The following is a 22,054-nucleotide window of genomic DNA, read 5'->3' as shown; positions in this document are numbered from 1 at the left end:
AATAATATTCTAGTTCTTCATACGAGAAAAGTATCCCTCAAAGCTATCAAAAAATTTTTTCAGATATTCCCTGTTCTCTCCGAACTTGGTTATTATCCTTCACCGCTCGATACTCTTCAAAGCTACCAACAATGTCATCGTATTTCTGCTGAAGACCTGCTTGCTCAACACTGATTTCAGTAATCTCTTTCTCCAGTTCCTCCGATCGAATGGTCAAAGGGAAGCCCAAGCTTTCCAGAATTTCCTGACCCAGTACCTGGTATTCTGGATTGTCAGACTGCAGATCAGACAAAGCAGCTGCAGCTTTGTTGAGTTTCATCAGTCGTTGGTCAATCTGCTGCAGAGTCTCCTCTGTTTGGTCTAGCTGCTCAATAAAGCGTTCCTCGAGTTCTTCAAATTGTTGGCCACTGGTCACGTCATGAGCAGCCAGGAATTCAAACTCTTTAATCAACTGATTTAGATTAGAGATGTTTCGATTTTTAGTCAGAACAACCTCACCATTATTATAAGCAAGCTGCTTCATAAGGGTATTTCCTTTGATGTAACGGTTATTCTCTGAGTGATCTGGATTGAGAAAATAAAAGAAATCATTTCTTCGGACAAAAAGTTCAAAGCGTCCATCTTCCAGCTGATCTACTTGCCGATGTGGGACCTTAATCAAACCATGATTATGGATACCAAAGTCAATCTCAAGGTAGATGCCGTCAGCTGTAACCTCTTGAACTTGCCAAGGTTCAATCGTGAGGCGCTGTTCAAAATCTTCTGCTTTTTCTTGCTGCAGTTTGTCATACTCTGGCTTGATATCCTCTAGAGAGTAGGTCGCCTTGTTTTGGCCGACTCGCTTCTCAATCGTGGCCAAAGTGTAAGCACCTTTTTTAGATAGAGTACTATCACGAGTATTGCGCTGCTGCTCACTGTCCAGCAACCGATAAGTGGCATGCTTACCAGAGAAATTGACTGCTAAATTCAGTGCCTTTGCTTTCTTTAAAAAGTCCTCGATGGATGTTGAGTGCTTAATCAAGAAATTCAAACGGGACTTAATCTCAAGTTTAAATACATTCTTTTTCTGATAGGCTGCGTACTTCGTATGAGAAAATCTTGGAGCGCTCCGATCAATAATTTTAGCTCCAGCCAGCTCCGCATAACGGTCTGAAATTTTCTCCAGGCTCCGCTTAGTTCCCTTTTGCCAACGGAATTTTTTCAAGGTGCTATTATCCGTTGTATTGAAAATGATATGGTTGTGAATGTGATTTTTGTCTACATGAGTTGCAATCACAAACTCATGTTTTCCCTTTGTCAATTCCAAAACAGTCTTGCGTCCTATCTCGTGAATTTCCTCTGCTGTTAGATTGTCCGACGGATCAAAAGATTGGATCAGATGATGAGCTAGCACTCCATTTTCTGTAACCAAGTCAGAGGTTTCTTTTCGGCCAAAACGATTATCAGCCAGCTTCTTAGTCAGAATGAATTCTTCTGCAGCTTTTCGCTCCTGTCCAATCAAATGACCAGAGACTAACTGCGTCTGCAATTTCCCATCTTTGAGAATAACTGGAAAAGATTGGTTGCTGTTAGTGACCAGCTCTACTGTCTTAGCTTCATCCAAAATATATTTAACAGCTCTCTTTAAGTTACCAGTGTTTTTTATCTGAATAGCTTTTGTAACAACCATCTATTCTCCTTTCTCTGCTTCTTCAATCTTGCCCTCAATCAGCTCTTCAATCTCCTGCAGTTTCTCCAAAACAGCAACCAACTCCTCTCTGCTGGCTTCTTCGTTCGTGTTCACCTGCCGAGCAATTTGGTTGATATTGACCCCGACTCGGTTGATTTCCTGACGCAGTTTAGACAGCTCTTCAAAGTTGATAACTTGCACTCGACCAGTAAGCAACATGTAGCGGGCAAAGGTCGAAAAGTTCCGGATACCAGCTTCCCCCATTTTACGACGGATGGCCTGATTTTCGCTTTCGTTTATCCAAAATAGCTTTTGTATTGGTCGTTCTCTGTGTCCTTGTTCTTTCATACCTAATTTTGTTCCTCTCTGCTTGATTGCAACCTGCCATCTTGATATACTTTGCTCTGGCAAGCATAGCATTTGTATATACAAATGCGAAATTTAAAAGAATAGGCTCTCTTCTCTTTGGGATTTCCCTGGCCAAATAAGAGAACCTATCTTTCAAAACTTTGGGGAATTCCCCAAACCCCTGGTGAGGTGCTGCGCACCTTAATAAGCGGACCATTTTTCAAATGGCCTCGCCTATTTTGAATACCTCCCTAGCGGTAGTTATCCTTCAACTGCTCATATTCTTCGTCGTTAATAGACTGCAGATAGGCGATTGTTTCTGTTGTATCTTCTGCAAGCTCCAGCTCCAAATCTTCCTGCTCCTTCAGGTCATTTTGGAGTTCGTGGATTGCTGCCTTTCGGGAGAGTTTGAAAAATTCTTCATCTGGTTTTAGCACACCATCTGGTGCAAATGTTGTAAAATAGGTTGCTAAAGTTTCTTCAACTATTTCTTTCATCTTGGTTATCCTTTCGTTTTCGGTTAAGTGAACTGAGCAGTTCTTTTACTTGCTCGCTTGGTTGTCCTTCTCCTCGTCCCCTTTCTGGGGATGAGATTTTTTTTCGGGTTCTGATGCCGCCTTTTTAGCTAGTTTTTTCTGACACTTCTGGTTAAACTCTTCCAGTTTTTGACTAAGCGGATCCTTGGACACTTCCTTGTTTTGATATTTTTCAAAAGCGGTATCCAGTCGTGTAATGAGGTCCGCAGCTTCCTTTTGGACGATTGATAACTGAGCTTCCATATCAGCAAGACTGTCCGGTTCATTACTCCAGTTAGCAAGATACCCAAAGCTGTAAGAGCTAGTGTCTAGACCGTAATGATTGGCGACAACATAGGCTACAGACTCAGCCTGCAGCTCCTTATTCGTTCGGGTCAGCTTCTGCCCTTCAAGTGCTTTAGGATTGTGTAAATCTGCATGCGCCATCTCGTGAAAAATGGTACTCAGTGTCTCACGTTCACTCATGCCAGCCCGAATGACAATCTTATTCTCCGTTGGTGAATAATAGCCGTGTGCTTCCATTGGCTCCTTAGAAATTTCTAAACGAACACCTTTAGCAGCTGCAGTTTCTTTAGCTGCACGATAGAGGTTAGCATAGTCTTGATGAGTTCCTTCTAATTCATAAACAGGCTTAGGAAGCTCCTTGCCTTCCGTTTGACTGACATCAAAGACAGGAACTAAACGGAAGCGTGTGTCCTTTATTTCTTGACCCTTTTTATCTAAAACAGGCTGGCCTTTTTCGTCCTTTCGAGTTACTTGATAGGGTGCCCAAATCTTGAGCGCCTTCTGCCCTTTTTGGACATGTCTTCCTAATTTTTTCCATGCATTAAAGGAAGCAACCGCAGACGCATCTTTCTTTTGAGCGACGATTAAAAACAAATTATTCAGAGAGTAATTGTTGAATTTGCTCATGGTTTGCAAGAAAATTTTATAGGTATCAGAGTTAAAATAATCTTTGACACCTTCCTTCAGGTGAGCAGACAAACCTTTCAGATCTCTGTCTTGAATGAGCTGGTCAATGCTTGGTTTATTTACTTCTGTCATTCGGTTCTCCTTCTTGAAATTTTCTTTATCTCTTATCCTCGTTAAAATTTTTGGAAATTCTACTTTCCATATTCCTTGATCTTGTTCATGGGTTAAAACTTTTCCTCTTGTTGCATCCAATGCTTGACGAAAGGACGTATCTTGCTGATAACGTTCTTTTAAAAGTTTCTCCATTAACAAAATATTCTTACTAGTATCAGCAGGCCCTAAAACTCGATCTGATTGGACTTTCTGACTTGTCTTAAAGGCTGCTCTATTTTTTTCAGCCCACGAATAAGCTTTTGCATTAATCTTTCCTGATTTCAGAGTCTGATAAGCATGTTCAACACTCTCATAACTGAAACCATCAATGACTAGTAGGGAAGGTGCTAGATTAGATAGTAATGTATTTTCATTCGTTCCAGCCCAGATGTTCAGTGTCTGCGGAACTTCCTCTCTAAGCCCCTCTTTGGCTCCTGAGAGCTTTTGGTATGTCTTTGATTGATTGGTCGCCAATTCCTCTATCTCGTCCCGAGAGAGCGTTTCAGAGGTACTGAAAGCAACCACATCCCCTGCAGTCAACTGAGCGATTTTTTCAGCGGCCAAATCTTTTGAAAAGTAGCCTTGATAGGCTGCAGATTTTTTCTTTTTATCGTAGCTGTAGATATGAACTAGCTCTATTTGTCCCTGGAGTGGTTCTTTCAAAAAGCTGTTCCAATCGGCTTTTTCAACCCCTTCTTGTGCAATAGGCGGAATATCTAGCTTAAAAGGGATTCCCTTTTCCTGCAGCTTGCTGATAAAATTCCACCCTGCAGAGTCGTTATCTACGGCCAAAGTGATAAAATCCTCATTACTCTGAAAGAACGTGGAAGTTTTAGCTGTAGCTTCAAGTACTCTAGCTGTTCGCTCCCCTGGCTCATAAGTCTTGCCTTGCAGCTCACTGACTAGCTCCGCAAAGCGAAAACTCATAAGACCTTCCTTAAGTCCATCCATGGCCACTAAACGGACATCTTGAAGCTGAGGATGGAGTTGATAATAACTCATGACATCGATGGGAGACTCTGCAAATATAAGTCGCTTAGGTCGGCCAACGTCTGCGTAAAAACCAGTAAGACCATCAGAATTTTTTAATATCCGCTTTAGATAGCCCCTATCAGGGTATTTCTCCCGATTTTCGACAATTCCCTGCAGGCTGGCTCCCATCACCTTTCCCTGGCTGTTTTTGAATTTAAAAACAATAGCTGGCTCAGAGTAATCGTTCATTTTATGAGATATTTCAGCTATACTCCCTTGCTGGAAGAAAAAAGTAATTGTATCCTCAGATAGCTTCCGCTCCCTTCTCAGATAGTCTCTGGTCCAGCTGGTGTTGGCATGCTCATAACTTTCATGCCTGTATTCAAAGGCCAGTTTAGGCGCTGGTGCAGCGGTCATATCCACTTCTGGAAACTCTCCTACCTCCAGGAAGTGCTTGGCCGTTTTAAAAGATGGCCGGCTTCCTGTCTGCTCTTCCCGAATGGTCTGGACAAGCTTAATTACATCTCCTTTCACATCACGAGAAAACCATGAAAAGATATTGCGACGTGGGCTGATTACAAAACTTTCATGCTCTACCCAGACATATCTGTCCGTTCCCTGGCGCTTCAGCTCCAGCCCTAAAGCCTCAGCTACATCTAAGATAGATAGTTTTTTTAATTCTTCTACTCGTGCCATTCTCTAGCTCCTTTCTATTTCAGGAAGAAATCTGCTGGAGCAGCTCGGATTAATTCAAATTCTTCTTGGGTTGCTTCCAACGGCCGAACTATTGGGACTTTTGCTGTTTGTTCTGCATCATAACAAAATAGATAAGGCTGCAGCTCTTGGAATTCTTGGTAAGTCAATTCCTGAATAGCTTTCACAAGCACCTGCAGCAAAAACTCCTCCTGAGATTGATCTGCAGTTCCTTCTTTTGTAGCAGATACCGCAGCTCTCAATAATACACCTCCAGGTATTTGTTCCTCAATGCCCTCAAAAAAACCAACTCCATAAGTTGGTTTTTGAGGGTCTTTATTACTCTTAAACATAAAATCGTACATATCATTTCCTTTCTAGGCGCTCAACTCCCATGGCAGAGCGATTTCTTCCAGTTCTTCCATGCTGATCTCAACCTGGTTACTTTGTTCGACATTCTCCAGCCACTCTTCTATATCTGACATGTAACGCTTATATGTGTACCAGTTAGCGTCAGTTGGACTGTCTGCGTGTCTTCCATAACGTGGATGCTCTTCTAATCGGTATTTCTTATCCTTGAAAACATTCTGCCGGTTCAGGAAAAGCAGGGCTTCATCCAAGGCAATGGTTGCTACTTCGTGATAATCAAGCAATTCCCGCTTGAGGCTGTCCGTAGACTCACTAGAAGAGCCATGCTGTCCGTAACTTTTAGAAACTTTTGTTTGTTGAATCGTCTGCGCACCTGTTCGATCCGACATATTCTTAAGCGTGTCTGGATCATTAGATCCCAAGTAGAGAATTGCTCCACAGTTATTGATAATCGTCTTTGTATTCTTTTCGCCATAAAGCTCCTCAAGCTGACTATGCGATTGAAACATCAATTTTATAGATATTTCTCGAGTACGGATAACAGAGATTACTTGAGGAAGCAGCGGAATTTTACCAATTTGAGCAGCTTCATCTCCATAGATCTGCAGGTGTACCAAATTATCTTTTTTAGCCGTTTCATGCTCTCCTTTTAGAATTGAATCAACTACACGAATAGAGGTATCAAAGATTGTTGTAAACAATAGTGAGGATAAGAATTGATAGGACTTGTCCGTCTCAGGAATGTGAATAAAGACCGCTGTTTTCTCCAACTGCCACTTTTCAATCTCCATGGTATCCCGCTGAACAATCTTTCTCACATCGTCATGGTCAAAAACGGAAAATCGACTGGAAATAATAGCTAGAACAGACATCAAAGTCTGACCTCCAAAGTTCTTCATAAAGAGCTGGAACTGCTTATTAGCATAGTTACCTGGCAACTCCTCTTCGAGCTGCTTAAACATTTCCTCAACCGGACTTTCAATCTCCGGATCAGTCCGCTTCAGAAAGCGTAACAGATCGGCTACTTGAGCCAGGTTTGGCTCATACTTGCCTAGAACTTTTCCATCAAAGTATAGATACCCAATCAAAGCTCTGGTCAGAAAGGCCTCTGCCTGGGCCCAGAAATCTTCACCTTGATTATCAGAACGCTTTGTCGCATTGATAATCGCTTCTGACACCTTATCTATATCTGTCTCTTTATTCATATAACGAAACACATTGAAGCCATCCGTATTAGAAAGCCTAATCAAGTCAAACACTTTAATTTTATACTCTCCCTCTTTCAAAATCGTGCCAACTTCATGAATGACCATTCCTTTTGTATCTGTAAACACATAACTAGAATTAAGCTGCATCATATTGGGTTTGCCGAAAGAACGAGTTTTCCAGTCACCAGTTCCCCCGATAACTAGGGCATTCTTGTTGATATGCTTGTTGTAGGGCAATCGTTGATTAAAGAGACCCATCTGAGCTCGCTGTGTAAAAATCATGTTTTTCTCTGGATCCTGATCCTGAAAGCTGACCAGCTCCTCTACGGTTGCAAAACGAGCTGTTCCGTGTTCTTCCCCTGTCCGGTAAACTCCCTGATCCTGTTTGCGAGTAAAGAAGAAAAAGGCGGCCAGAACTCCAATAAACCCAGCAGTCAACGATAGAGACGTAAACTGAATATCGATTAGAGATTTATCTGACCAATGTTCCGCCATCCAATCAAATTTAGCTAGACCGAATTCATCGTTAACTGCTGTATCTGGCGCCAATTCAAAGAGCTTAGCTAACCAATGGAGAGCATAAAATAGAACAGCTGCAGCAATGAGATAAGGCAGCGGCTTCCGTTCTGTTGTATTCATTTTACAACCTCCTTACTTGGAATAAACTTCTCTACTTTTAGAGCTTTCTCTGCCGCAGCTTTGATTTTCGCATCCTGCAGCTTTTGTAAATGCTCCAGTTTTTCTTCAAAGCTCATATTTTCGGGCCGTTTCAGTAGCTCTTGATTAAGCTTGGTACCCTCTTTAGGGTTCGTCAAGTCCGTCAAAAATTTCTCATAAGCCTCTTTTACCAGTGCCTCATTTTTCACCTCAAAGGCCAACATCACCCGGTTATTCTTTAGTTTCTGTGAAGCAAAGCCGATTTTATACTCTCTCAAGTAGTCCTTGAGCTTTTCAAGATTAACCTCATTATTCAGAAAGGTTTTAACTTCCTTTTTACTATCCGTGGTCATGAATCTGTTCCATTTAGTTTCTCCAGCAAAATGTTTGTTAGCTATCCGATGCTTAATTTTGTCATTTGTAGTTTCTAAGATGTAGGCCAATGCTTTCAACAAAGTTTCACCAGTAACCTTTGATACATCTTTTAATTGATAAATCGTTCGTTCTTGTTCCATAGAACCTCCTTTCTATAAGAAAACAAAAGCAGCCTAAAATAAGCTGCTTGATTACTTAGAAACTTTTCTATTTTTTAAACAGACTGAAAAGATTCCCAGAATTAATCCCCAAATAGCAAATAAAGGATTTGAGATTGTTCCTGTTTCTGGTAATCTATCCAATGTTTGAGTAGTTACTGATTCTGTCATTCTAACATCTGGAGTGGTAGACTGCGACGGGGTTTCACGAGTTCCTCCAAAAGCTTTTTTGGAAGAGGAAATACTAGAATTATTTTTTTCCGATATACGGTCAGAACGTCTTGAAGTTACTTGTTCTTTCTCTCCTAAGGAAGTGTCAGGGACTGCTGGTCTTATCAATTGAAGCGGAGTACTTGGATCTGTCGGCTGCGCTGGAGTGGTAGGTTGTGTCGGAGCTACAGGATCTGTCGGCTGCGCTGGAGTGGTAGGTTGTGTCGGAGCTACAGGATCTGTCGGCTGCGCTGGAGTGGTAGGCTGCGTCGGAGCTACAGGATCTGTCGGCTGCGCTGGAGTGGTAGGCTGCGTCGGAGCTACAGGATCTGTCGGCTGCGCTGGAGTGGTAGGTTGTGTCGGAGCTACAGGATCTGTCGGCTGCGCTGGAGTGGTAGGCTGCGTCGGAGCTACAGGATCTGTCGGCTGCGTTGGAGTGGTAGGTTGTGTCGGAGCTACAGGATCTGTCGGCTGCGCTGGAGTGGTAGGCTGCGTCGGAGCTACAGGATCTGTCGGCTGCGCTGGAGTGGTAGGTTGTGTCGGAGCTACAGGATCTGTCGGCTGCGCTGGAGTGGTAGGCTGCGTCGGAGCTACAGGATCTGTCGGCTGCGTTGGAGTGGTAGGTTGTGTAATAACCGGAATATTATTAGCCAATTCATCAGCATAAGCTACACTATTAAGTATCAAAGTAGAAAGTAAAATAGTAGTTGTAATAGTTGTTTTTTTCATGTTTTTTCCTTTTCTAATTTTTTAGTATTATCCAGGGTATAGTCCCTCTTTAGGTTGACTTGTGACAAGCCAGCCATAACGGCCACTCTTATCACTTTGAACATCAAAAGTTAAACGTACAGTACGTTTACTTTCTTCTTGATTAATCTGTAACACATAAGATACCTGATAATTCTTCCCATTCTTTTTCACTCCTTCAAAGACAACAGATTGCAACTGTCCATCTTTGACTTCTATCTCTTTTTTTAAAGAATCTGTCAAATATTGATCCAAAATATCCCTATCATTGGCATAGAATGAAGAAATAAAATAGCGACTAAAAACATCCACTTGTGGGGCAACTGCCTGTAAGTTAGAAAGATTATTGACTTTGTTTTCCAAAGACGTTACTTCTGTTTTTAATCGTTTATTTTGACCTGCCAAAATGACTGAATAGCCTCCAAATAATCCAATCAATAAAATAACTAACAGTATCATTTTTAATCCACTGAAAGCTTTCAGCGGATTACTTGCGGAACTTCCCTGAACGGTTTGGACTGTTTGTGAGTTTTGAATAGTTGTATCAGTTGCTCCTTTTTCTTTCTTAAAAGGAAATACCAACTTACTTTTTTTGCCTGTATCAACAAAACCAAAATCTTGCAGCAATTCTTCAACTGTCCCCTGAAATGGCAGTTGAATTCTCTTCTTTTGTAAGATTTCCCCATTTTCATTACTCTGAATCAGTGTCATCTCAGCTACTTGATTGACCGCCTTGAGACGTGCATTTTCTTTTTCGACATACGAGAGTAAATCATTACGATTGACATAATCATTTTGCTGATTATTCGTTAAATGTTGAGCTAGAAACATCTGGCACCTCCTTATCTGTATCATCCAGTAATAAACCTTTCAAATCGTCCATAGAGTAATCAGACTGGCTAAGCAAAGCTGTCACATACTCTGCCTTAGCGTGTGTGATAGCTTGCTCAATATCTTTTTCTTTTTGTTTAAGCTCTACTTGCTGATCCTGAACTTTGATTTTTTCTTGCTCTAATCGACTAATTTTTTTCTCTAAATTCTGAATACTATTTTTCTTTGCCATTGTTTTAATTTCCTTTCTCTACTTCGCTGCTACTAGACTGGTTTGTCTCTTCTGAGGAACTTTTTGCTTCTTCCTTTAAAGTTCCATAATCTGGATAACTACTGCTTGCTGTACTATTGCTAATCAACTGCAATTGCTCCTTACTGTTTAAAAGAAGTTTCCCATTTTGATTTTGATACGTTAGTTTCAGTGTTACTTCATTTGAAACATTAGTCTGTGCCTTCTCATAATTATTTTTCTTTGCCAGCAAGGTGTTTGTGTATCTCACATGCACAATCGCTGTAAGATTTTCGTTATCAACATATATTTCAGCTCGTTGGAAAACATAGTCAACCACGTACCCCTTGTATGTCTGATTAATAGCACTTTCTTCTTGCTTTACTTCCGCAGTGTAAAGAGCCTTAGTCATAAATGGGCGATATCGTTCCTGGTTTTCTTCCAAATCCTTTTTGGTATAATAGGCCACTAGAAAATCTTTTACTTCCTTTTGAGTCAGTTCTTTTTTATTATCTGACTTACTAGCAATCTGCTGAGTAGTCTTTTCTTTGGTTTTAACATTCCCGTTTATTTTTCCTCTACCACCAAAACCATAACCAGCCAGAAAAGCAATAACTACAACAGCAACTAAAATAAGTCGTTGCATCCGTTTTGATTGGTTTTCATCCCTCATTCGTTATTCTCCTCTCCATTCATCTTATTTAAATCAATTACTCCTGGCGCATATTCATCCTGCTTTTGGCCACTTTCCGATATGGGATTAAGATTGACAATCTCAATTTTATCAATCAACCACTTGCCCTCAGTTTGTTTGTAGGTCAGTTTGAGACTATAATTAGCCGTTGAGGTAATCTTCTTTTGCTTTTCATTCTCTTTCAACTGGTTCACACTATCAAATTGATAGCTTACAGTTGCAAAGACAACTGGTTCCTCAGAACCAAAATAGAGTTTTGAAGACTTATATTGATAGTTCTGCATATAGGACGTATAGGCTTGAAAAGCTGGATTTTCTTCGTTGCCTATTTCTTCCTGATAAGCTCCTTTAGTTAGATAAGGCTGATAAGCCTTTCGATTGGAACCAACCTTATCCTTGTTAAAATAAGCTTTCAAGAATGCCGTAACTTTTTCTTTTCGCAGACCGTTATCTAAATCATTGGTTGTTCTTTTAGACGTAGACGAGCCTTTCAGGAAAAATCCCAGAATAAGCAGGAAAAGCAGAACTATTCCGGCCAGAAAGCCCCAAACTAAAATCTTAACTTTCTTTTCATCAATCATATTTTACCTTTCTATTGATTTACTTTTATCTGCTGACTTTGAGCTAAGGTACCACTGTCAATAACTAAAAATGACGGATCTGGACTAGCCGCTGTACCAATCGCTGGGGTGGGGCTTATCTCCAAGTGAACATGGAAAATTGAGGTCATACCTGAGTTACCTAACCAGGCAATTTGTTGCCCAGCTTTAACCTCTGTCCCAGGAGCAAGATTTGGCTGTTCCTTCAAATGGCCGTAATATAAATACATATTCGTACCTTCGGGTATAATCGTAATTTGGTAGCCTCCAACAGATGAATAACCTGTATTATAAACCGTCCCGTTTGTGATAGAGTGAACTGGGACATCTGCTGGCAATGCAACAGTCCCATATTGGACGTTTAATGGCGCCAAGTCAACACCTGTATGTTTTCCTCCAGATGGACCATAAAGTCCGCCCCCGGCTCCAGATGACCAAGGAGTGAATCCATAAGGTTGCATAACCCAATAGTCTTGATTGAAGATTGGAGCATATTTTCCATTCGGCTTCACGAAAGAGCCACCTGAACTACTTCTTTTGAAATAGGTTAACATCTGCTTAGCCGCATGCTGTCGCTCAGCCAATTTATCCCCAGCATTGCCTTCCCAAAGATTGAGGAAACGTTTAGTCAGCGTTTCAACATCTTCATTGCTGGTCAGGATTTGCCGGGCAATTTCTCTGTAATAAGGAGCATCCCCATCCAGGATAAAGTCAATCTGCAGTTGCAGATCGTACCACTTCTTGCCCCGCTCCTGGGCAAAGGCCAAAAGCAAACTATGACGAGTGCTGCCATCTTTCGTATCTGTCCACATACCAAGACCCAAACCTCGATGTAGGATATTGTCATAGCCGCCACCATAAATGGTTGGCCCGCTCATTGAGAGCCATCCTTCATCATCCCAGGAGCTCTCAGTTGCACCGACCGGCTGGGCTAAATAATCTCCTTCAGCTCGTTTAGCGGTCATATTGCTCTCTACTCCAAAATTCCCAAACATGGATGCTATACCGTTATCGGTCGCTTTAGGTTCTTTTTTCTTGATATAATCATACGTTTGTTTGGTTCGAGTAGCCAAGTCTCCTGAAAGTTCTAAATCAGAGATAACCGACGTAGTTTGGTTATATTTTACTTTCTCAAAGTAAAAGCCAGGGTTGACCCATATCCATTCATCCTTTTTATCTTTATCGTCGTATCGACGATATTTCCGATAAAAGAACTCCTGTCCGCCCTGGCTGGATACTGTCCCCAATTCCTGACCAGACGAGACCTGCTCACCATCCTTGACTCGAATTCCATTGACCTTCTTGTAAGTCAATTCTCGGTTTGAGCTAGCAATGATTACATCGTTCCCCTTAATTTTTATCTTTCCTCCAAAGGCAGATTTCAAGGTCTGTCCCTGATTGACTTGTATAACAGTGCCGTTATACATCTTATCTTTGGGGTCATATCCAAAGCGTCGAGTAATGAGGAGCGGATTGTTGTATTCAGCATCCTGGGAACTATAGAAAGGATTTTCCAATTCCTGATAAGCCCTATAGCGACCCATTTCGTCCGATTTCTCCAGAAGCTCTTCATATTCTCTCAATGTTTTCTTCTCAAGGTAGTAGGTTGATGCCAGCTCATTGGTATATAGGTCTTTCATAGTTAGCAATTTTTGAGGATCATCATTAAGACCATGCCAGATCTGGCGCAGCAAATCTTTGTAGGTTTGTTGCTCGCTGGTATCTTTCCGAGTGGCCGACGGGTTGGTTCTGTTTTTCAAGCTATCGCTGCCATCATCATAAATATCTGACAGCTTATAGTCTTTATAACGATAATTCATATAAAAGACCACATCATCAATATTAGACCAGTAGTCCACTTTGTCGTTAGAAGCGTTCCGATCCAATTCTGTCAGATAGATCCATGATTGATTTAATTCCCATTCATCCTGTCTGATAGGACTAGGATTCCCTAGAAAAATCACGAAAAACAAAATCAAAGCAATAATAATAAGAAAGGCCTTAATAGATAAAGGATTTTTCAAAATTATCTGGAAAGGTTTTGTTAGAACATTTAGCACTTTCCCTGTTCCTCGAACAGTTTTTCCAACCTTAGAGTATTTCAAACGTTGGCGGAAAGCCCGGAGACGTTTTGCTGCTTTAATTTCCCAACGATCAGAAACTAGAGTTCGAGTGAAGCCTCTTCCTCGAACTAGATTATAACTTCTATTAGCTATACTGTAGGGACCTCTAACAAATCCTGTGCCAATCTGTTTACTTAGTCTGCCAATATTTTTAGCTTGTTGAATACTAGCATGTGTACCTCGGATTTTTTGTCGAGCATCTACAAAACCATCCAAAGCATCATTATCCTGCAGAGCAGCCTCTCCTATCCGTCGTGTCGCTTGATAAGCACTTCTGGATACTTTTTGTTTCTTAGTTCCACCAATACGCTTATATGCTGTTTTCTTAGCTTGTTTATCAACTTTGTATTGATGTCTAGTCTGACTTAGACGTTCCCGACTCTCTGCAGTGCTCTGTTTGGCCTTTATAGTAGCCTTATGCTCGCTCTTAGCAACTTTGTAATTACTCTTGCTTTGTTCATAATCACTTTTCGCTTGTTTTAAACCTTGACGCTTGCTTAGGTGATTCTGTTCAGCTGACTTATATGCGGCCGCCTGCTTTATTTTCCCCCTTTCTGTCCAGGGATCGTGTTCTGCCATCTAGTAACTCCTTTCTGTTAAGCATCTGTTTGTGCTAGTTTATATAGTTTTGTATTTTTAGGGATTGGATTCTGGAACGGTACGATGGTATCCCCAGCTATGATTAGTCCGCTTCCTTTTTGTTTGGGGCGCTGAATGTATCGTTGCATTGCTTCTGGTATTTCCGTCACATCAGATAATTTCTCTATATCTTGCGGTTTCATACGAAGCAAGATAAAAAATTCTGTATTAGACATTAAATTTCGTCCCTCTTCCCAAGCTAGAATTGTTCCAGGATTTTGAGTAATACCTGTTACAATGGCTCCATATTTCCGAATTCTAGCCCATAGTTCGGCAAAGAAAGTAGCATCAGTTTGACTTCTAAAGGTCCAATGTAATTCGTCCCAATAGAGCCAAATAGTTTGTTTCCCTTGGTAATGTAAAACTTGCTGCCAAATAAAATCTTGCAAAACTAAAAGAGCAAAAGATTTAAGCTTCTTACTCAATCCTTTCAAATTAAATACTACAAAACGGTTGTCAATATCTACGTTTGTTTTGTGAGCAAAAAGATTCAAACTACCTCGAGTATATATTTCTGATCTAACAGCCAATTCTTTAGCTGCAGCCTCAGGTTGTTCTTCCAAAATCTCCTGCCATTCAACTAAGGTAGGCTCTTCATAACGTTTATAAACTAATCGTGTAACTTTATCAATAATAGCTGTGTGATCATCTGTCACCTCCTTCATAATAGAATCAAATAAGGCCATCAAAAGATTAGCTTTATCTGCTATTAAATCAATCTCCTGATCCTCATTATCATAAAGAACTTGATCAGTTTTAGGCAAATCTAATAAATTAAAGTGACTGCTCGATTTTGGAGATAGATTGATAACCTGCCCTCCAAAAATCTCAGCAATACCAGAGTATTCATCCTCAGGATCAACTACCATTGTTCTATCCTCTAAATATTTAAGTAATGTTGGAATAACCTCTTCTGTTTTCGTAGTCATCCCTTTTCCTGAACCAGTTGAGCCGACAATAAGGCCATTCGCAGCATTTAAGTCCCGTTTTCGGTCCAGAGTAATCAGATTATTAGACAACTGATTCTGACCATAATACAAGGCTCTGGGACTCTCACTCTGTAGATCCACATTCGTAAAAGGAATCTGTGTTGCTACGTTGGCCGTCGTGAAAGGGCGCATAAAGTCCTTTTTGACATCAAGAAAAGCCCTGCCGATTGGTAAAATCGTATTCAAGGCCTCTTCTTGATAATAATAGCAATCATCAAAAATCACACCAACCTTTCGACCAGCTGCTTTGATTTTATCAGTATGAAGTTGTAACTCTTCTTTTGTGTCTGCTGTATAAAATACGGCTATAACCCCTTGAAATACTTTTTGGCCTCCAGATGTGGTTATCCTTTTCCATTTTTCAGTGGTCTGACTAGTTTCTACGGCTTTTTGAGATTCTCCTAATGAGCCATCAATGCCATTTTTAAATGCTTCTCGCTGATCTTTTAGACGTTGCCGGTTTGCTAAAGACTGTTGGTTCGCAATTTCTTTAGCTACCTTATCCGGTTCTTGAGCCTCAGCATGGATTGTCAGCGCAAACTCGACACCTGTATCACAAATAGATTTAATCATACGATCACTTAAAAATTCTGGATACTGACGAACGTAAAGGACTTTTGCAAATTTATCATCCAAACGAATAAAATCTTCTGAGAAAACAATGCGATTAGGAGATATAAAATCTTTAGACTTTAGACCAGATAGAGCAATGTCTTTATAATCGAATGGAAGATAAGGAGAATAACGAAGCAAGTAATTAAAAATTTCTAGACGTTCAATACCATTAAGCTTATCAAAACTAATCTCCATTTCCTGGAAAGCATTTTCTACAGATTGTCCTAAATCCCACAATTGATTAGAAGCTAAATGTTGATCATATGCTTCTGTGGTCAGAGTTACATATTTTTCAACTTTAAAGTTCTTTTCATCAACCGAAAATCGCTCTTGAATGATGTCATTATACTCCTCGCGGTAAACATCAAATTTATCTTTTTCTGGTTCGTAAAGTACTTGCTTTATTGTTTCGTTATCTACTCGACGATTTAGGACTAGAAGCTGGAAAGCATCACCAGCATCCAAAGAATTTAGACCTTCTCCGTAGCTATCAATAACTCCTAACTTATTACTCTGACTAGCTGTGTTATAGGGGAAGTCACCTAAACTGTATGTCTGAGACCAGCGGTTACCTTCAATATTCATAATTCCATTTTCAAATTGATATTTGAAGTAAATTGAATTTTGAACCGATGGAGTTTTTTTATATTCCTTTTTCAGCCGTTGTTGACGAGCTTTCAGAGGTGCTGAAAGCTTCTCTAACGGATTTTTCTTGGGTAAAATCATATTTTTTTCCTCTCTCCTCACTTACTAAATAGGCTCTCTCCTGATTAGTTAATCGGAATCGTAACCTTTCCTTAATTTCAATTTCCTTTCTTGTTCCATAAATGAAAGTGGGACCTGCTATAACTCCTATAACCATCCAGACAAAAAAGTCTGGAAACTGTAGCCAATAGAGGAGCGCTCCCAGCACAATACTTAAAAAACAGCCTCCTGATAATATAAGTTGCCGTTTTGTTCTACCAAATAAAAAAATTGGCTCGTAATCATCATACCTTTCTAGGAAGATAGAGCCAATTTCATCTTCTAATTCATTCATTTTTTTCCTCTCTCAGTCATCAAAAAAACACTTTAACATGTAAAGTGCTCAATAGTCGATACAGTAACTTAATCAATTTTTCCTGAATATTCTAGATATGTTGCAATTAGAGAAATTGCAGCTGACAGATAGACAACGATCTCAACTGTTTTTGAGCTAAGATCCACAGTACTCTGACCGGGAATCCATTCAACTCCCGAAAAATGCCTATAGAAAATAAGAATTATATTCCAAGCAATCAAGAAAAATAAAACCAATAAAAACCAATTTTTAACCAGAGTAAGTAGAAAGAAGGGAGCCATCAAAAGCCACAGAAAAATTTTCATGATTGCAAGCCCAATCCAAGACAAAACAGATTTTAACATTGATAAAATACTTCGTTTTCCTGCTTTAGAAGGCTTCTGTTTTTTCACATCAGAATCATTTTGAAAATTCTGTTCAAAAAACAATGTTTTTTCTGATTCAGGAGCATTTTCAAGTGCCTTATTGAGGTGTTGGATAGCTTGTTCTAATTCTGTTGCCATAGCTCTACTCCTTTTTTAAATATTATAGCATAATATCTAACTAGTCGCCATTAGTTTTTTAGCCTGTCTTTGAGTCTGCCAAATGACAAAAATGTAAACTACGCCTTTTGCCAAAGAAGCAAACGCTGTATCCCAACCACCCTTTCCTGTATCAACTTTGAAAAGGTCATCAGCTACAATCCCAACATAAATTGATGAAACTAAAAAGAGCAACAACCCTTGGAAAGCAGCAGCTGCAAACTCTTTTATAAAACCTTTTGAAATTTCTCTTGTTGCATCCGCCATCCAGAAAGCCATCAAAATAGGGGCGATAGCTTTGAGCACATACATCTGAAAAGCCCGTAAAAACAAAATAATGTTAATGCTAATTCCAGCAATCGAGTCTATAATAGATCCGCCAATATTAATAAATCCTTTTTCCATCCAACCATTAACACCATCGGCAGTCACCTTCGATTTAAATTCTTCTGGTTTTACTAGACCATTTATCGTCTTGACAGATGCAATGACTAAATTAACAATAAAATCAAAAATTTCAGCAGAATAGTTAACTAGGAAAAGAGCTACGAGGTATTTAAAAGCAACCTCCAACCACATTTCTCCTGTCAAACCGCCTCCCTGATCTTTCAAGGTTCTATACCAAGAGTCTATCTCAAGTAAAAACATGATACCAATAATAATTAAAGCAACCTTTTTAGATGATTGATTAATCAAAGTAGCCATTTCATTAACTTTTGGACTATACTGAGTGAGGTTTTGTGTTAAAGTTGTTGTGTCCATTTAACACCCTCCAATGTTACCAAGTAATCGTATTCAAAAGTGCAACAATACCTGCTGCAATTCCTGTTGATAGAGCTGCAGTAGCAGCTCCATAAAGCATACCAGCCCAGCCTTGTTCAATCTTCTGATCATTTCCAATTCTTTTCCCAGCCGAGTACTCTTCCCAGCCATTCCAAGCTCCCATGGCTCCTCTAGCAACACCTAGCACTCCAAGAGCTCCAATAATTTTTGTAGCGATATCCATATCTATTTTTCTCCTTGTATTATTTCTTATAGCCCTGCCCTGTCAGCTGTAGGGAGGTTTTACGTTGTTTTAATTTCCTAGCGACCAATACTGGTCCAACCTTGATAGTTCGGATCTGACTAAGCAGTTTAGCAGTGTAGGGTAAAACCACATCCACTTCTTGTACCTGACCAGCAATGATACCAAAACGACGTTGTGTAGCAAATTTTGCACCAAGAGCAATTTCCTCTCCTGATTCCAGTCGAGCAGTTGCTCCGCCGTATTTGCCCATCTTTTTTAGGTCAGAGATGGTAACTGACTTTATATCATTTTTTTCAGTCATGGTTAATCCCCCTTCTGAAAAGTTGCTGATTTACAGCTTGCCGAGACAGTGCGTAACTGCCTTCCGTATTTCTTACGCAGGGTTATTTTAGTCTGGTAAACCCCAAAAACTCCTTCGCCTTACGGGACAAGTCAACCGTGGCTTTGCGTCATGTGACCGACACTAGATATCCTTTTCTAGTTACTCGCCGCCCCTATTTCTCTTTTATGCCTAGGTCACGCTAATCAGGACAGCGGGGGTATTCAATTTTCAAGGAACTAGAAGCAGTTTAGAGACTTACTTAGGTCAAGTATTAAAATCTACGAAAAAAGATTTAATCAATACAACTGATCAGATATTATTTGAAAGCCATTGGTCATAAGGTTGTATACTGTAGCTGCAACAACAAATGAAATGATTATAAAAGTTGCAGATTCCACACATTCTTTTCTTTTTTGCTTTTCCTCTGGGGTATTTGCTGGCATCGTAATAAAAGCAATTCCAACAACAAGTAATATGACCAAAGCTATTACGAGAGCTACTTTAGCATTCTTCACAGAATATAAAACAGTAGCAAACAAAGCTGGGCCAGCTGTAAAGCCAATGACATAGTCTAATCTCTTATGAAAAAAATTAAATATTTTAATCATGATGCACCTTGTTTCTCATATTTTTGATTACCCAGACAAGACCTAAAATGAAAGAATAGAAACTAACCGCAATGAAAATGTATATATTTTCAAAATTTTCAACTATCACGAATGGTAAGAAATTTTGTTTCGGTGTTACTGGTATTTCAGTAAACAAAGCCAACGTATTCCAAATTATCCAGAACAAGCTACCTAACGAGATGAAAAATACTAGGATTAGCATGGTAAGCAGCCAGGGAATCAATAAAAATACTGCGAGATCTGATAGGCTAAAACCTTTTTCTTTTTTGTTTTCGTTGCTATTCATCTCTATCTCCTTCCTTCGCTTGATAGCTCACAATTTGAGGACAGATTGTTCTTTGTCTATATCCTCACCCTCCATACCTCAGTTCAGCGTTTCTATGAGCTGTTATTTTAGCTTCTAGTCTGCGTTCTTCCTTGAGGTTCTCTAGGCATTTCAGTAGATAAGCTAGAGGCTGCTCTACATCAAAAGGCATACGTTCGATAATATCTAGGACTTCATTACTAGTTACATAACCATCTTCAAGATACTGTCCTATAAGCATTTTCTGATGATGCGTTAATTTATATTCTCGGATTTTATATAAGTTTGTATCATACTGCTCAAACTTGCCATTATATTTATCAGCAATCACCTGCAGCAAAGAATAATATTCTGGCTGGATATATTTCTCCTCAGATTGTTTTTGAATAGATGGACTATCAGCCCCAGCTTTTCTAGAACTATCAATATTATCTTTATTCTCACTATGTTTAATCTCACTAGATTTATTCTTACTTGAGTCGGATTTCCCGACTTCTTGAAGTCGATTTTTCCGACCTCTTGAAGTCGATTTTTCCGACTTCTTGAAGTCGGTTTTTCCGACTTCAGGCGATTTTACTGGCTTTTCAGACTGTTTTTTCTGTTCAAAATCCATATTCAGAAGTTCTATACGAGTTTCAACGTTCTTAACGTAGATCCGGTTAGCCTTCTTCAAACCTTGCCGGACCTCATCAATAAGGTCATACTTGATAAGCTGTTTTTTGAGTGACATTACTTTGTCACGTTTCCAACCAAGATCCTCAACCAGCTCCTCGATAGGATAATAGATAAAAACATCTTTATTATCATCAACAAAACGCATATCACCTTTTCTTGCATTCTCAATTGAAGCTCCCATACGATCCCTGAGCAACATAAACATCATTTTAGCTTCTGATTTTAACTTGCTGTAATATTTTGAACCAATCATCACTTTAGGTAATTGATAAAAACTTTCACTTCCTAGACCTTGAGCTAGGGATATTCTTCCGTTATCAACCATTATTACAGCGCCTCCTCTCGAAGCATCACTCCGCCTGAAGTCGGAAATTTAATTAGGTTTGCAGCTTCTAGCTCCTTGAGAGAAGCCACTACTTTCGCCCGTGACCAGCCAGTTAATTCCATACATTCCATAATCACCATATTTCTGGATTGTCTTTGTTTAGGATGTCCTTTTTTATTCATAAGCAAATGCTCCTTTTCTTTGAACAACAAAAAACGAGGAAATGATTTCTCATTTCCTCTTCAATTTCTTATTCAATTTTTCACTTTCTCAAAACTCTAGACACTTACAATCTAAAATATAAACAAAAACTTGTCTATCCTTCCACTCCTGCCCTTCTTTTTGGAATTGTTTCCGTACTCCTTCAAGATAGAAATCAGCTTGCTCTAGTAATTTTTGCGAAGGGATGTTCTGTAGATCAACATGTGCTTCTAAACGATGAAATCCTAGTTCGCGACTAACTTTCTTGAGTTCTTCTAACATAGCTCTGGCGTAGCCCTGACGCCAAAATTGATTATGTATCGTATAACCTATTTCCGCCCATTGGAAATCGTCTCTAGCTAGCACAAATAAATTAACCATACCTACATGTTTTCCGCTTTTTGCATCGTAAATTCCCCAAATATACTGCTGATCTTTTTCTCGAAAATCGCGGTGCTTTGCCACCAAATCCGCAAACCAACTTTCTGTACAAATTGTCATATCTAAAAGCCCGTCATCAAACGGTGATTGGGATGGTAGTCTATTTGAAAATCCTTCCAGCCAAACTGAGTAATCCTTCTCTTCCAGATATTTTAAATAAACATGTTTCATAAATACTTACTTCCCTCTCGAATACTAAGCGCAGCCATTTTTGTCTGATGCCGTTCTATGAAATCTCTGACCCAGTCTGGATTGGTTTTAGAATAATCTCTCAGCGCCCAGCCGATAACCTTGTTAATGAAGAATTCTGATTTACCTAAATTATTCACTAAAATCTTTTCTAACAGTTCAGTATCAGTTTCCTCTTTTCGCAGTAGTTGATGGTCAATGGCCAAGCGCCGCAGCCAGATATCCTCATCACAACTCCAAGCTAAAATAATCTCTTTGGTTTCTGGGAATCGAGCAATGATTGATCCGACCAAGCGGTCCAAAAAGTCTATGGTATCCCACCAAGATTTTGTTTGAGCCAGCTTCTTCAAACGTGGCAAGTCAGATGGAGTCAATAGTTTCTTGCGACTTTCCAGATAATCTAGCGCAGCATACTGTAATTCTCGATAAGAATTACTCCAAGTTTCATTTATAAAATCCCAGTCAATAACGGAGTCAGTCTGCTGTTTGAAAAAAGCCTTTGTGAGCTTCCGTCTGGCCGGAGTCTTGACTCCTAGAAACTCAAATTTATTTTTCATATAGGCTTTCATAGCCACCGCATCATCTGGGTTAGCTACAGCTTTTAACTCTTTTTCTAATTCCTCTACATCCATAG

At 39.8% G+C, this 22,054-nt stretch carries 25 protein-coding genes; all 25 read right to left on the bottom strand.

What is annotated here, in order from left to right; translation table 11 throughout:
* Nucleotides 1–46: 46 nt before the first annotated feature.
* The gene (locus J1C91_RS05725) at nt 47–1,669 is read right to left on the bottom strand and encodes a relaxase/mobilization nuclease domain-containing protein (RefSeq protein ID WP_125438632.1); all 1,623 of its coding nucleotides are present in this window, start codon (nt 1,667–1,669) and stop codon (nt 47–49) included.
* Nucleotides 1,670–2,017 carry a plasmid mobilization protein gene (locus J1C91_RS05720; RefSeq protein WP_002926311.1) on the bottom strand — a complete coding sequence of 116 codons (348 nt, stop codon included), beginning with the start codon at nt 2,015–2,017 and terminating at the stop codon, nt 1,670–1,672.
* A 251-nt stretch (nt 2,018–2,268) separates the two neighbouring features.
* A complete protein-coding gene (locus J1C91_RS05715) occupies nt 2,269–2,514 on the bottom strand; it encodes a hypothetical protein (protein WP_125438630.1) in 246 nt (81 codons plus the stop codon).
* Between the two features lie 45 nt (nt 2,515–2,559).
* Nucleotides 2,560–5,286 carry an ArdC-like ssDNA-binding domain-containing protein gene (locus tag J1C91_RS05710; protein WP_125438628.1) on the bottom strand — a complete coding sequence of 909 codons (2,727 nt, stop codon included), beginning with the start codon at nt 5,284–5,286 and terminating at the stop codon, nt 2,560–2,562.
* Between the two features lie 14 nt (nt 5,287–5,300).
* The gene (locus J1C91_RS05705; protein ID WP_125438626.1) at nt 5,301–5,648 is read right to left on the bottom strand and encodes a hypothetical protein; all 348 of its coding nucleotides are present in this window, start codon (nt 5,646–5,648) and stop codon (nt 5,301–5,303) included.
* 12 nt (nt 5,649–5,660) lie between these two features.
* Nucleotides 5,661–7,499 carry a VirD4-like conjugal transfer protein, CD1115 family gene (locus J1C91_RS05700; RefSeq protein ID WP_125438624.1) on the bottom strand — a complete coding sequence of 613 codons (1,839 nt, stop codon included), beginning with the start codon at nt 7,497–7,499 and terminating at the stop codon, nt 5,661–5,663.
* Entirely contained in the window at nt 7,496–8,032 is a 537-nt protein-coding gene (locus J1C91_RS05695) for a hypothetical protein (protein ID WP_125438622.1), read from the bottom strand. The genes J1C91_RS05700 and J1C91_RS05695 overlap by 4 nt, the downstream gene beginning before the upstream one ends.
* Nucleotides 8,033–8,083: 51 nt before the next feature.
* A complete protein-coding gene (locus J1C91_RS05690; RefSeq protein WP_427151641.1) occupies nt 8,084–8,989 on the bottom strand; it encodes an LPXTG cell wall anchor domain-containing protein in 906 nt (301 codons plus the stop codon).
* A gap of 27 nt (nt 8,990–9,016) precedes the next feature.
* Entirely contained in the window at nt 9,017–9,838 is an 822-nt protein-coding gene (locus tag J1C91_RS05685; RefSeq protein ID WP_002926322.1) for a hypothetical protein, read from the bottom strand.
* Complete coding sequence (locus tag J1C91_RS05680; protein ID WP_002926323.1) at nt 9,810–10,070, bottom strand: hypothetical protein; 261 nt, start codon at nt 10,068–10,070, stop codon at nt 9,810–9,812. Before J1C91_RS05680 ends, J1C91_RS05685 begins: the two co-directional genes overlap by 29 nt.
* 4 nt (nt 10,071–10,074) lie before the next feature.
* Nucleotides 10,075–10,740: a hypothetical protein gene (locus J1C91_RS05675; RefSeq protein ID WP_125348541.1), complete on the bottom strand. Its 666-nt coding sequence runs from the start codon at nt 10,738–10,740 to the stop codon at nt 10,075–10,077.
* The gene (locus tag J1C91_RS05670; RefSeq protein WP_002926326.1) at nt 10,737–11,342 is read right to left on the bottom strand and encodes a hypothetical protein; all 606 of its coding nucleotides are present in this window, start codon (nt 11,340–11,342) and stop codon (nt 10,737–10,739) included. Before J1C91_RS05670 ends, J1C91_RS05675 begins: the two co-directional genes overlap by 4 nt.
* Before the next feature lie 11 nt (nt 11,343–11,353).
* Nucleotides 11,354–14,062, bottom strand: a complete 2,709-nt coding sequence (locus J1C91_RS05665; RefSeq protein ID WP_125438618.1) for a phage tail tip lysozyme — start codon at nt 14,060–14,062, stop codon at nt 11,354–11,356.
* Between the two features lie 17 nt (nt 14,063–14,079).
* Nucleotides 14,080–16,452 carry a VirB4-like conjugal transfer ATPase, CD1110 family gene (locus J1C91_RS05660; RefSeq protein WP_125438616.1) on the bottom strand — a complete coding sequence of 791 codons (2,373 nt, stop codon included), beginning with the start codon at nt 16,450–16,452 and terminating at the stop codon, nt 14,080–14,082.
* Nucleotides 16,370–16,765 carry a hypothetical protein gene (locus tag J1C91_RS05655; RefSeq protein ID WP_002926329.1) on the bottom strand — a complete coding sequence of 132 codons (396 nt, stop codon included), beginning with the start codon at nt 16,763–16,765 and terminating at the stop codon, nt 16,370–16,372. Before J1C91_RS05655 ends, J1C91_RS05660 begins: the two co-directional genes overlap by 83 nt.
* Nucleotides 16,766–16,833: 68 nt before the next feature.
* Entirely contained in the window at nt 16,834–17,289 is a 456-nt protein-coding gene (locus J1C91_RS05650) for a hypothetical protein (RefSeq protein WP_125438614.1), read from the bottom strand.
* 36 nt (nt 17,290–17,325) lie between these two features.
* Nucleotides 17,326–18,069: a type IV secretion system protein gene (locus tag J1C91_RS05645; RefSeq protein ID WP_125438612.1), complete on the bottom strand. Its 744-nt coding sequence runs from the start codon at nt 18,067–18,069 to the stop codon at nt 17,326–17,328.
* A gap of 16 nt (nt 18,070–18,085) precedes the next feature.
* Entirely contained in the window at nt 18,086–18,313 is a 228-nt protein-coding gene (locus J1C91_RS05640; protein ID WP_002926332.1) for a hypothetical protein, read from the bottom strand.
* Between the two features lie 19 nt (nt 18,314–18,332).
* Nucleotides 18,333–18,635: a hypothetical protein gene (locus J1C91_RS05635; RefSeq protein WP_125438610.1), complete on the bottom strand. Its 303-nt coding sequence runs from the start codon at nt 18,633–18,635 to the stop codon at nt 18,333–18,335.
* 317 nt (nt 18,636–18,952) lie between these two features.
* Entirely contained in the window at nt 18,953–19,264 is a 312-nt protein-coding gene (locus J1C91_RS05630) for a hypothetical protein (protein ID WP_125438608.1), read from the bottom strand.
* Entirely contained in the window at nt 19,257–19,571 is a 315-nt protein-coding gene (locus tag J1C91_RS05625; RefSeq protein ID WP_125348537.1) for a hypothetical protein, read from the bottom strand. The genes J1C91_RS05630 and J1C91_RS05625 overlap by 8 nt, the downstream gene beginning before the upstream one ends.
* A gap of 64 nt (nt 19,572–19,635) precedes the next feature.
* Nucleotides 19,636–20,589: a replication initiator protein A gene (locus J1C91_RS05620; RefSeq protein WP_125438606.1), complete on the bottom strand. Its 954-nt coding sequence runs from the start codon at nt 20,587–20,589 to the stop codon at nt 19,636–19,638.
* Between the two features lie 2 nt (nt 20,590–20,591).
* Complete coding sequence (locus J1C91_RS05615; RefSeq protein ID WP_125438604.1) at nt 20,592–20,771, bottom strand: hypothetical protein; 180 nt, start codon at nt 20,769–20,771, stop codon at nt 20,592–20,594.
* An 88-nt stretch (nt 20,772–20,859) separates the two neighbouring features.
* Nucleotides 20,860–21,402, bottom strand: a complete 543-nt coding sequence (locus J1C91_RS05610; protein ID WP_125438602.1) for a GNAT family N-acetyltransferase — start codon at nt 21,400–21,402, stop codon at nt 20,860–20,862.
* On the bottom strand, nt 21,399–22,052 hold the full coding sequence (locus J1C91_RS05605; protein ID WP_009660391.1) for a DNA alkylation repair protein: 654 nt from the start codon (nt 22,050–22,052) through the stop codon (nt 21,399–21,401). The genes J1C91_RS05610 and J1C91_RS05605 overlap by 4 nt, the downstream gene beginning before the upstream one ends.
* Nucleotides 22,053–22,054: the final 2 nt, after the last annotated feature.

The organism is Streptococcus sanguinis (assembly GCF_050222175.1).
Lineage (GTDB): Bacteria > Bacillota > Bacilli > Lactobacillales > Streptococcaceae > Streptococcus > Streptococcus sanguinis_M.
Note: the sequence above shows the minus strand (reverse complement) of the source record. Positions and strands in the feature narration are given on the sequence as shown.

Bases quoted from the DNA above. Each gene is read 5' to 3' on its own strand.
- J1C91_RS05725 (WP_125438632.1), bottom strand. From the start codon at position 1,669: ATGGTTGTTACAAAAGCTATTCAGATAAAAAACACTGGTAACTTAAAG.
- J1C91_RS05720 (WP_002926311.1), bottom strand. From the start codon at position 2,017: ATGAAAGAACAAGGACACAGAGAACGACCAATACAAAAGCTATTTTGG.
- J1C91_RS05715 (WP_125438630.1), bottom strand. From the start codon at position 2,514: ATGAAAGAAATAGTTGAAGAAACTTTAGCAACCTATTTTACAACATTT.
- J1C91_RS05710 (WP_125438628.1), bottom strand. From the start codon at position 5,286: ATGGCACGAGTAGAAGAATTAAAAAAACTATCTATCTTAGATGTAGCT.
- J1C91_RS05705 (WP_125438626.1), bottom strand. From the start codon at position 5,648: ATGTACGATTTTATGTTTAAGAGTAATAAAGACCCTCAAAAACCAACT.
- J1C91_RS05700 (WP_125438624.1), bottom strand. From the start codon at position 7,499: ATGAATACAACAGAACGGAAGCCGCTGCCTTATCTCATTGCTGCAGCT.
- J1C91_RS05695 (WP_125438622.1), bottom strand. From the start codon at position 8,032: ATGGAACAAGAACGAACGATTTATCAATTAAAAGATGTATCAAAGGTT.
- J1C91_RS05690 (WP_427151641.1), bottom strand. From the start codon at position 8,989: ATGAAAAAAACAACTATTACAACTACTATTTTACTTTCTACTTTGATA.
- J1C91_RS05685 (WP_002926322.1), bottom strand. From the start codon at position 9,838: ATGTTTCTAGCTCAACATTTAACGAATAATCAGCAAAATGATTATGTC.
- J1C91_RS05680 (WP_002926323.1), bottom strand. From the start codon at position 10,070: ATGGCAAAGAAAAATAGTATTCAGAATTTAGAGAAAAAAATTAGTCGA.
- J1C91_RS05675 (WP_125348541.1), bottom strand. From the start codon at position 10,740: ATGAGGGATGAAAACCAATCAAAACGGATGCAACGACTTATTTTAGTT.
- J1C91_RS05670 (WP_002926326.1), bottom strand. From the start codon at position 11,342: ATGATTGATGAAAAGAAAGTTAAGATTTTAGTTTGGGGCTTTCTGGCC.
- J1C91_RS05665 (WP_125438618.1), bottom strand. From the start codon at position 14,062: ATGGCAGAACACGATCCCTGGACAGAAAGGGGGAAAATAAAGCAGGCG.
- J1C91_RS05660 (WP_125438616.1), bottom strand. From the start codon at position 16,452: ATGATTTTACCCAAGAAAAATCCGTTAGAGAAGCTTTCAGCACCTCTG.
- J1C91_RS05655 (WP_002926329.1), bottom strand. From the start codon at position 16,765: ATGAATGAATTAGAAGATGAAATTGGCTCTATCTTCCTAGAAAGGTAT.
- J1C91_RS05650 (WP_125438614.1), bottom strand. From the start codon at position 17,289: ATGGCAACAGAATTAGAACAAGCTATCCAACACCTCAATAAGGCACTT.
- J1C91_RS05645 (WP_125438612.1), bottom strand. From the start codon at position 18,069: ATGGACACAACAACTTTAACACAAAACCTCACTCAGTATAGTCCAAAA.
- J1C91_RS05640 (WP_002926332.1), bottom strand. From the start codon at position 18,313: ATGGATATCGCTACAAAAATTATTGGAGCTCTTGGAGTGCTAGGTGTT.
- J1C91_RS05635 (WP_125438610.1), bottom strand. From the start codon at position 18,635: ATGACTGAAAAAAATGATATAAAGTCAGTTACCATCTCTGACCTAAAA.
- J1C91_RS05630 (WP_125438608.1), bottom strand. From the start codon at position 19,264: ATGATTAAAATATTTAATTTTTTTCATAAGAGATTAGACTATGTCATT.
- J1C91_RS05625 (WP_125348537.1), bottom strand. From the start codon at position 19,571: ATGAATAGCAACGAAAACAAAAAAGAAAAAGGTTTTAGCCTATCAGAT.
- J1C91_RS05620 (WP_125438606.1), bottom strand. From the start codon at position 20,589: ATGGTTGATAACGGAAGAATATCCCTAGCTCAAGGTCTAGGAAGTGAA.
- J1C91_RS05615 (WP_125438604.1), bottom strand. From the start codon at position 20,771: ATGAATAAAAAAGGACATCCTAAACAAAGACAATCCAGAAATATGGTG.
- J1C91_RS05610 (WP_125438602.1), bottom strand. From the start codon at position 21,402: ATGAAACATGTTTATTTAAAATATCTGGAAGAGAAGGATTACTCAGTT.
- J1C91_RS05605 (WP_009660391.1), bottom strand. From the start codon at position 22,052: ATGGATGTAGAGGAATTAGAAAAAGAGTTAAAAGCTGTAGCTAACCCA.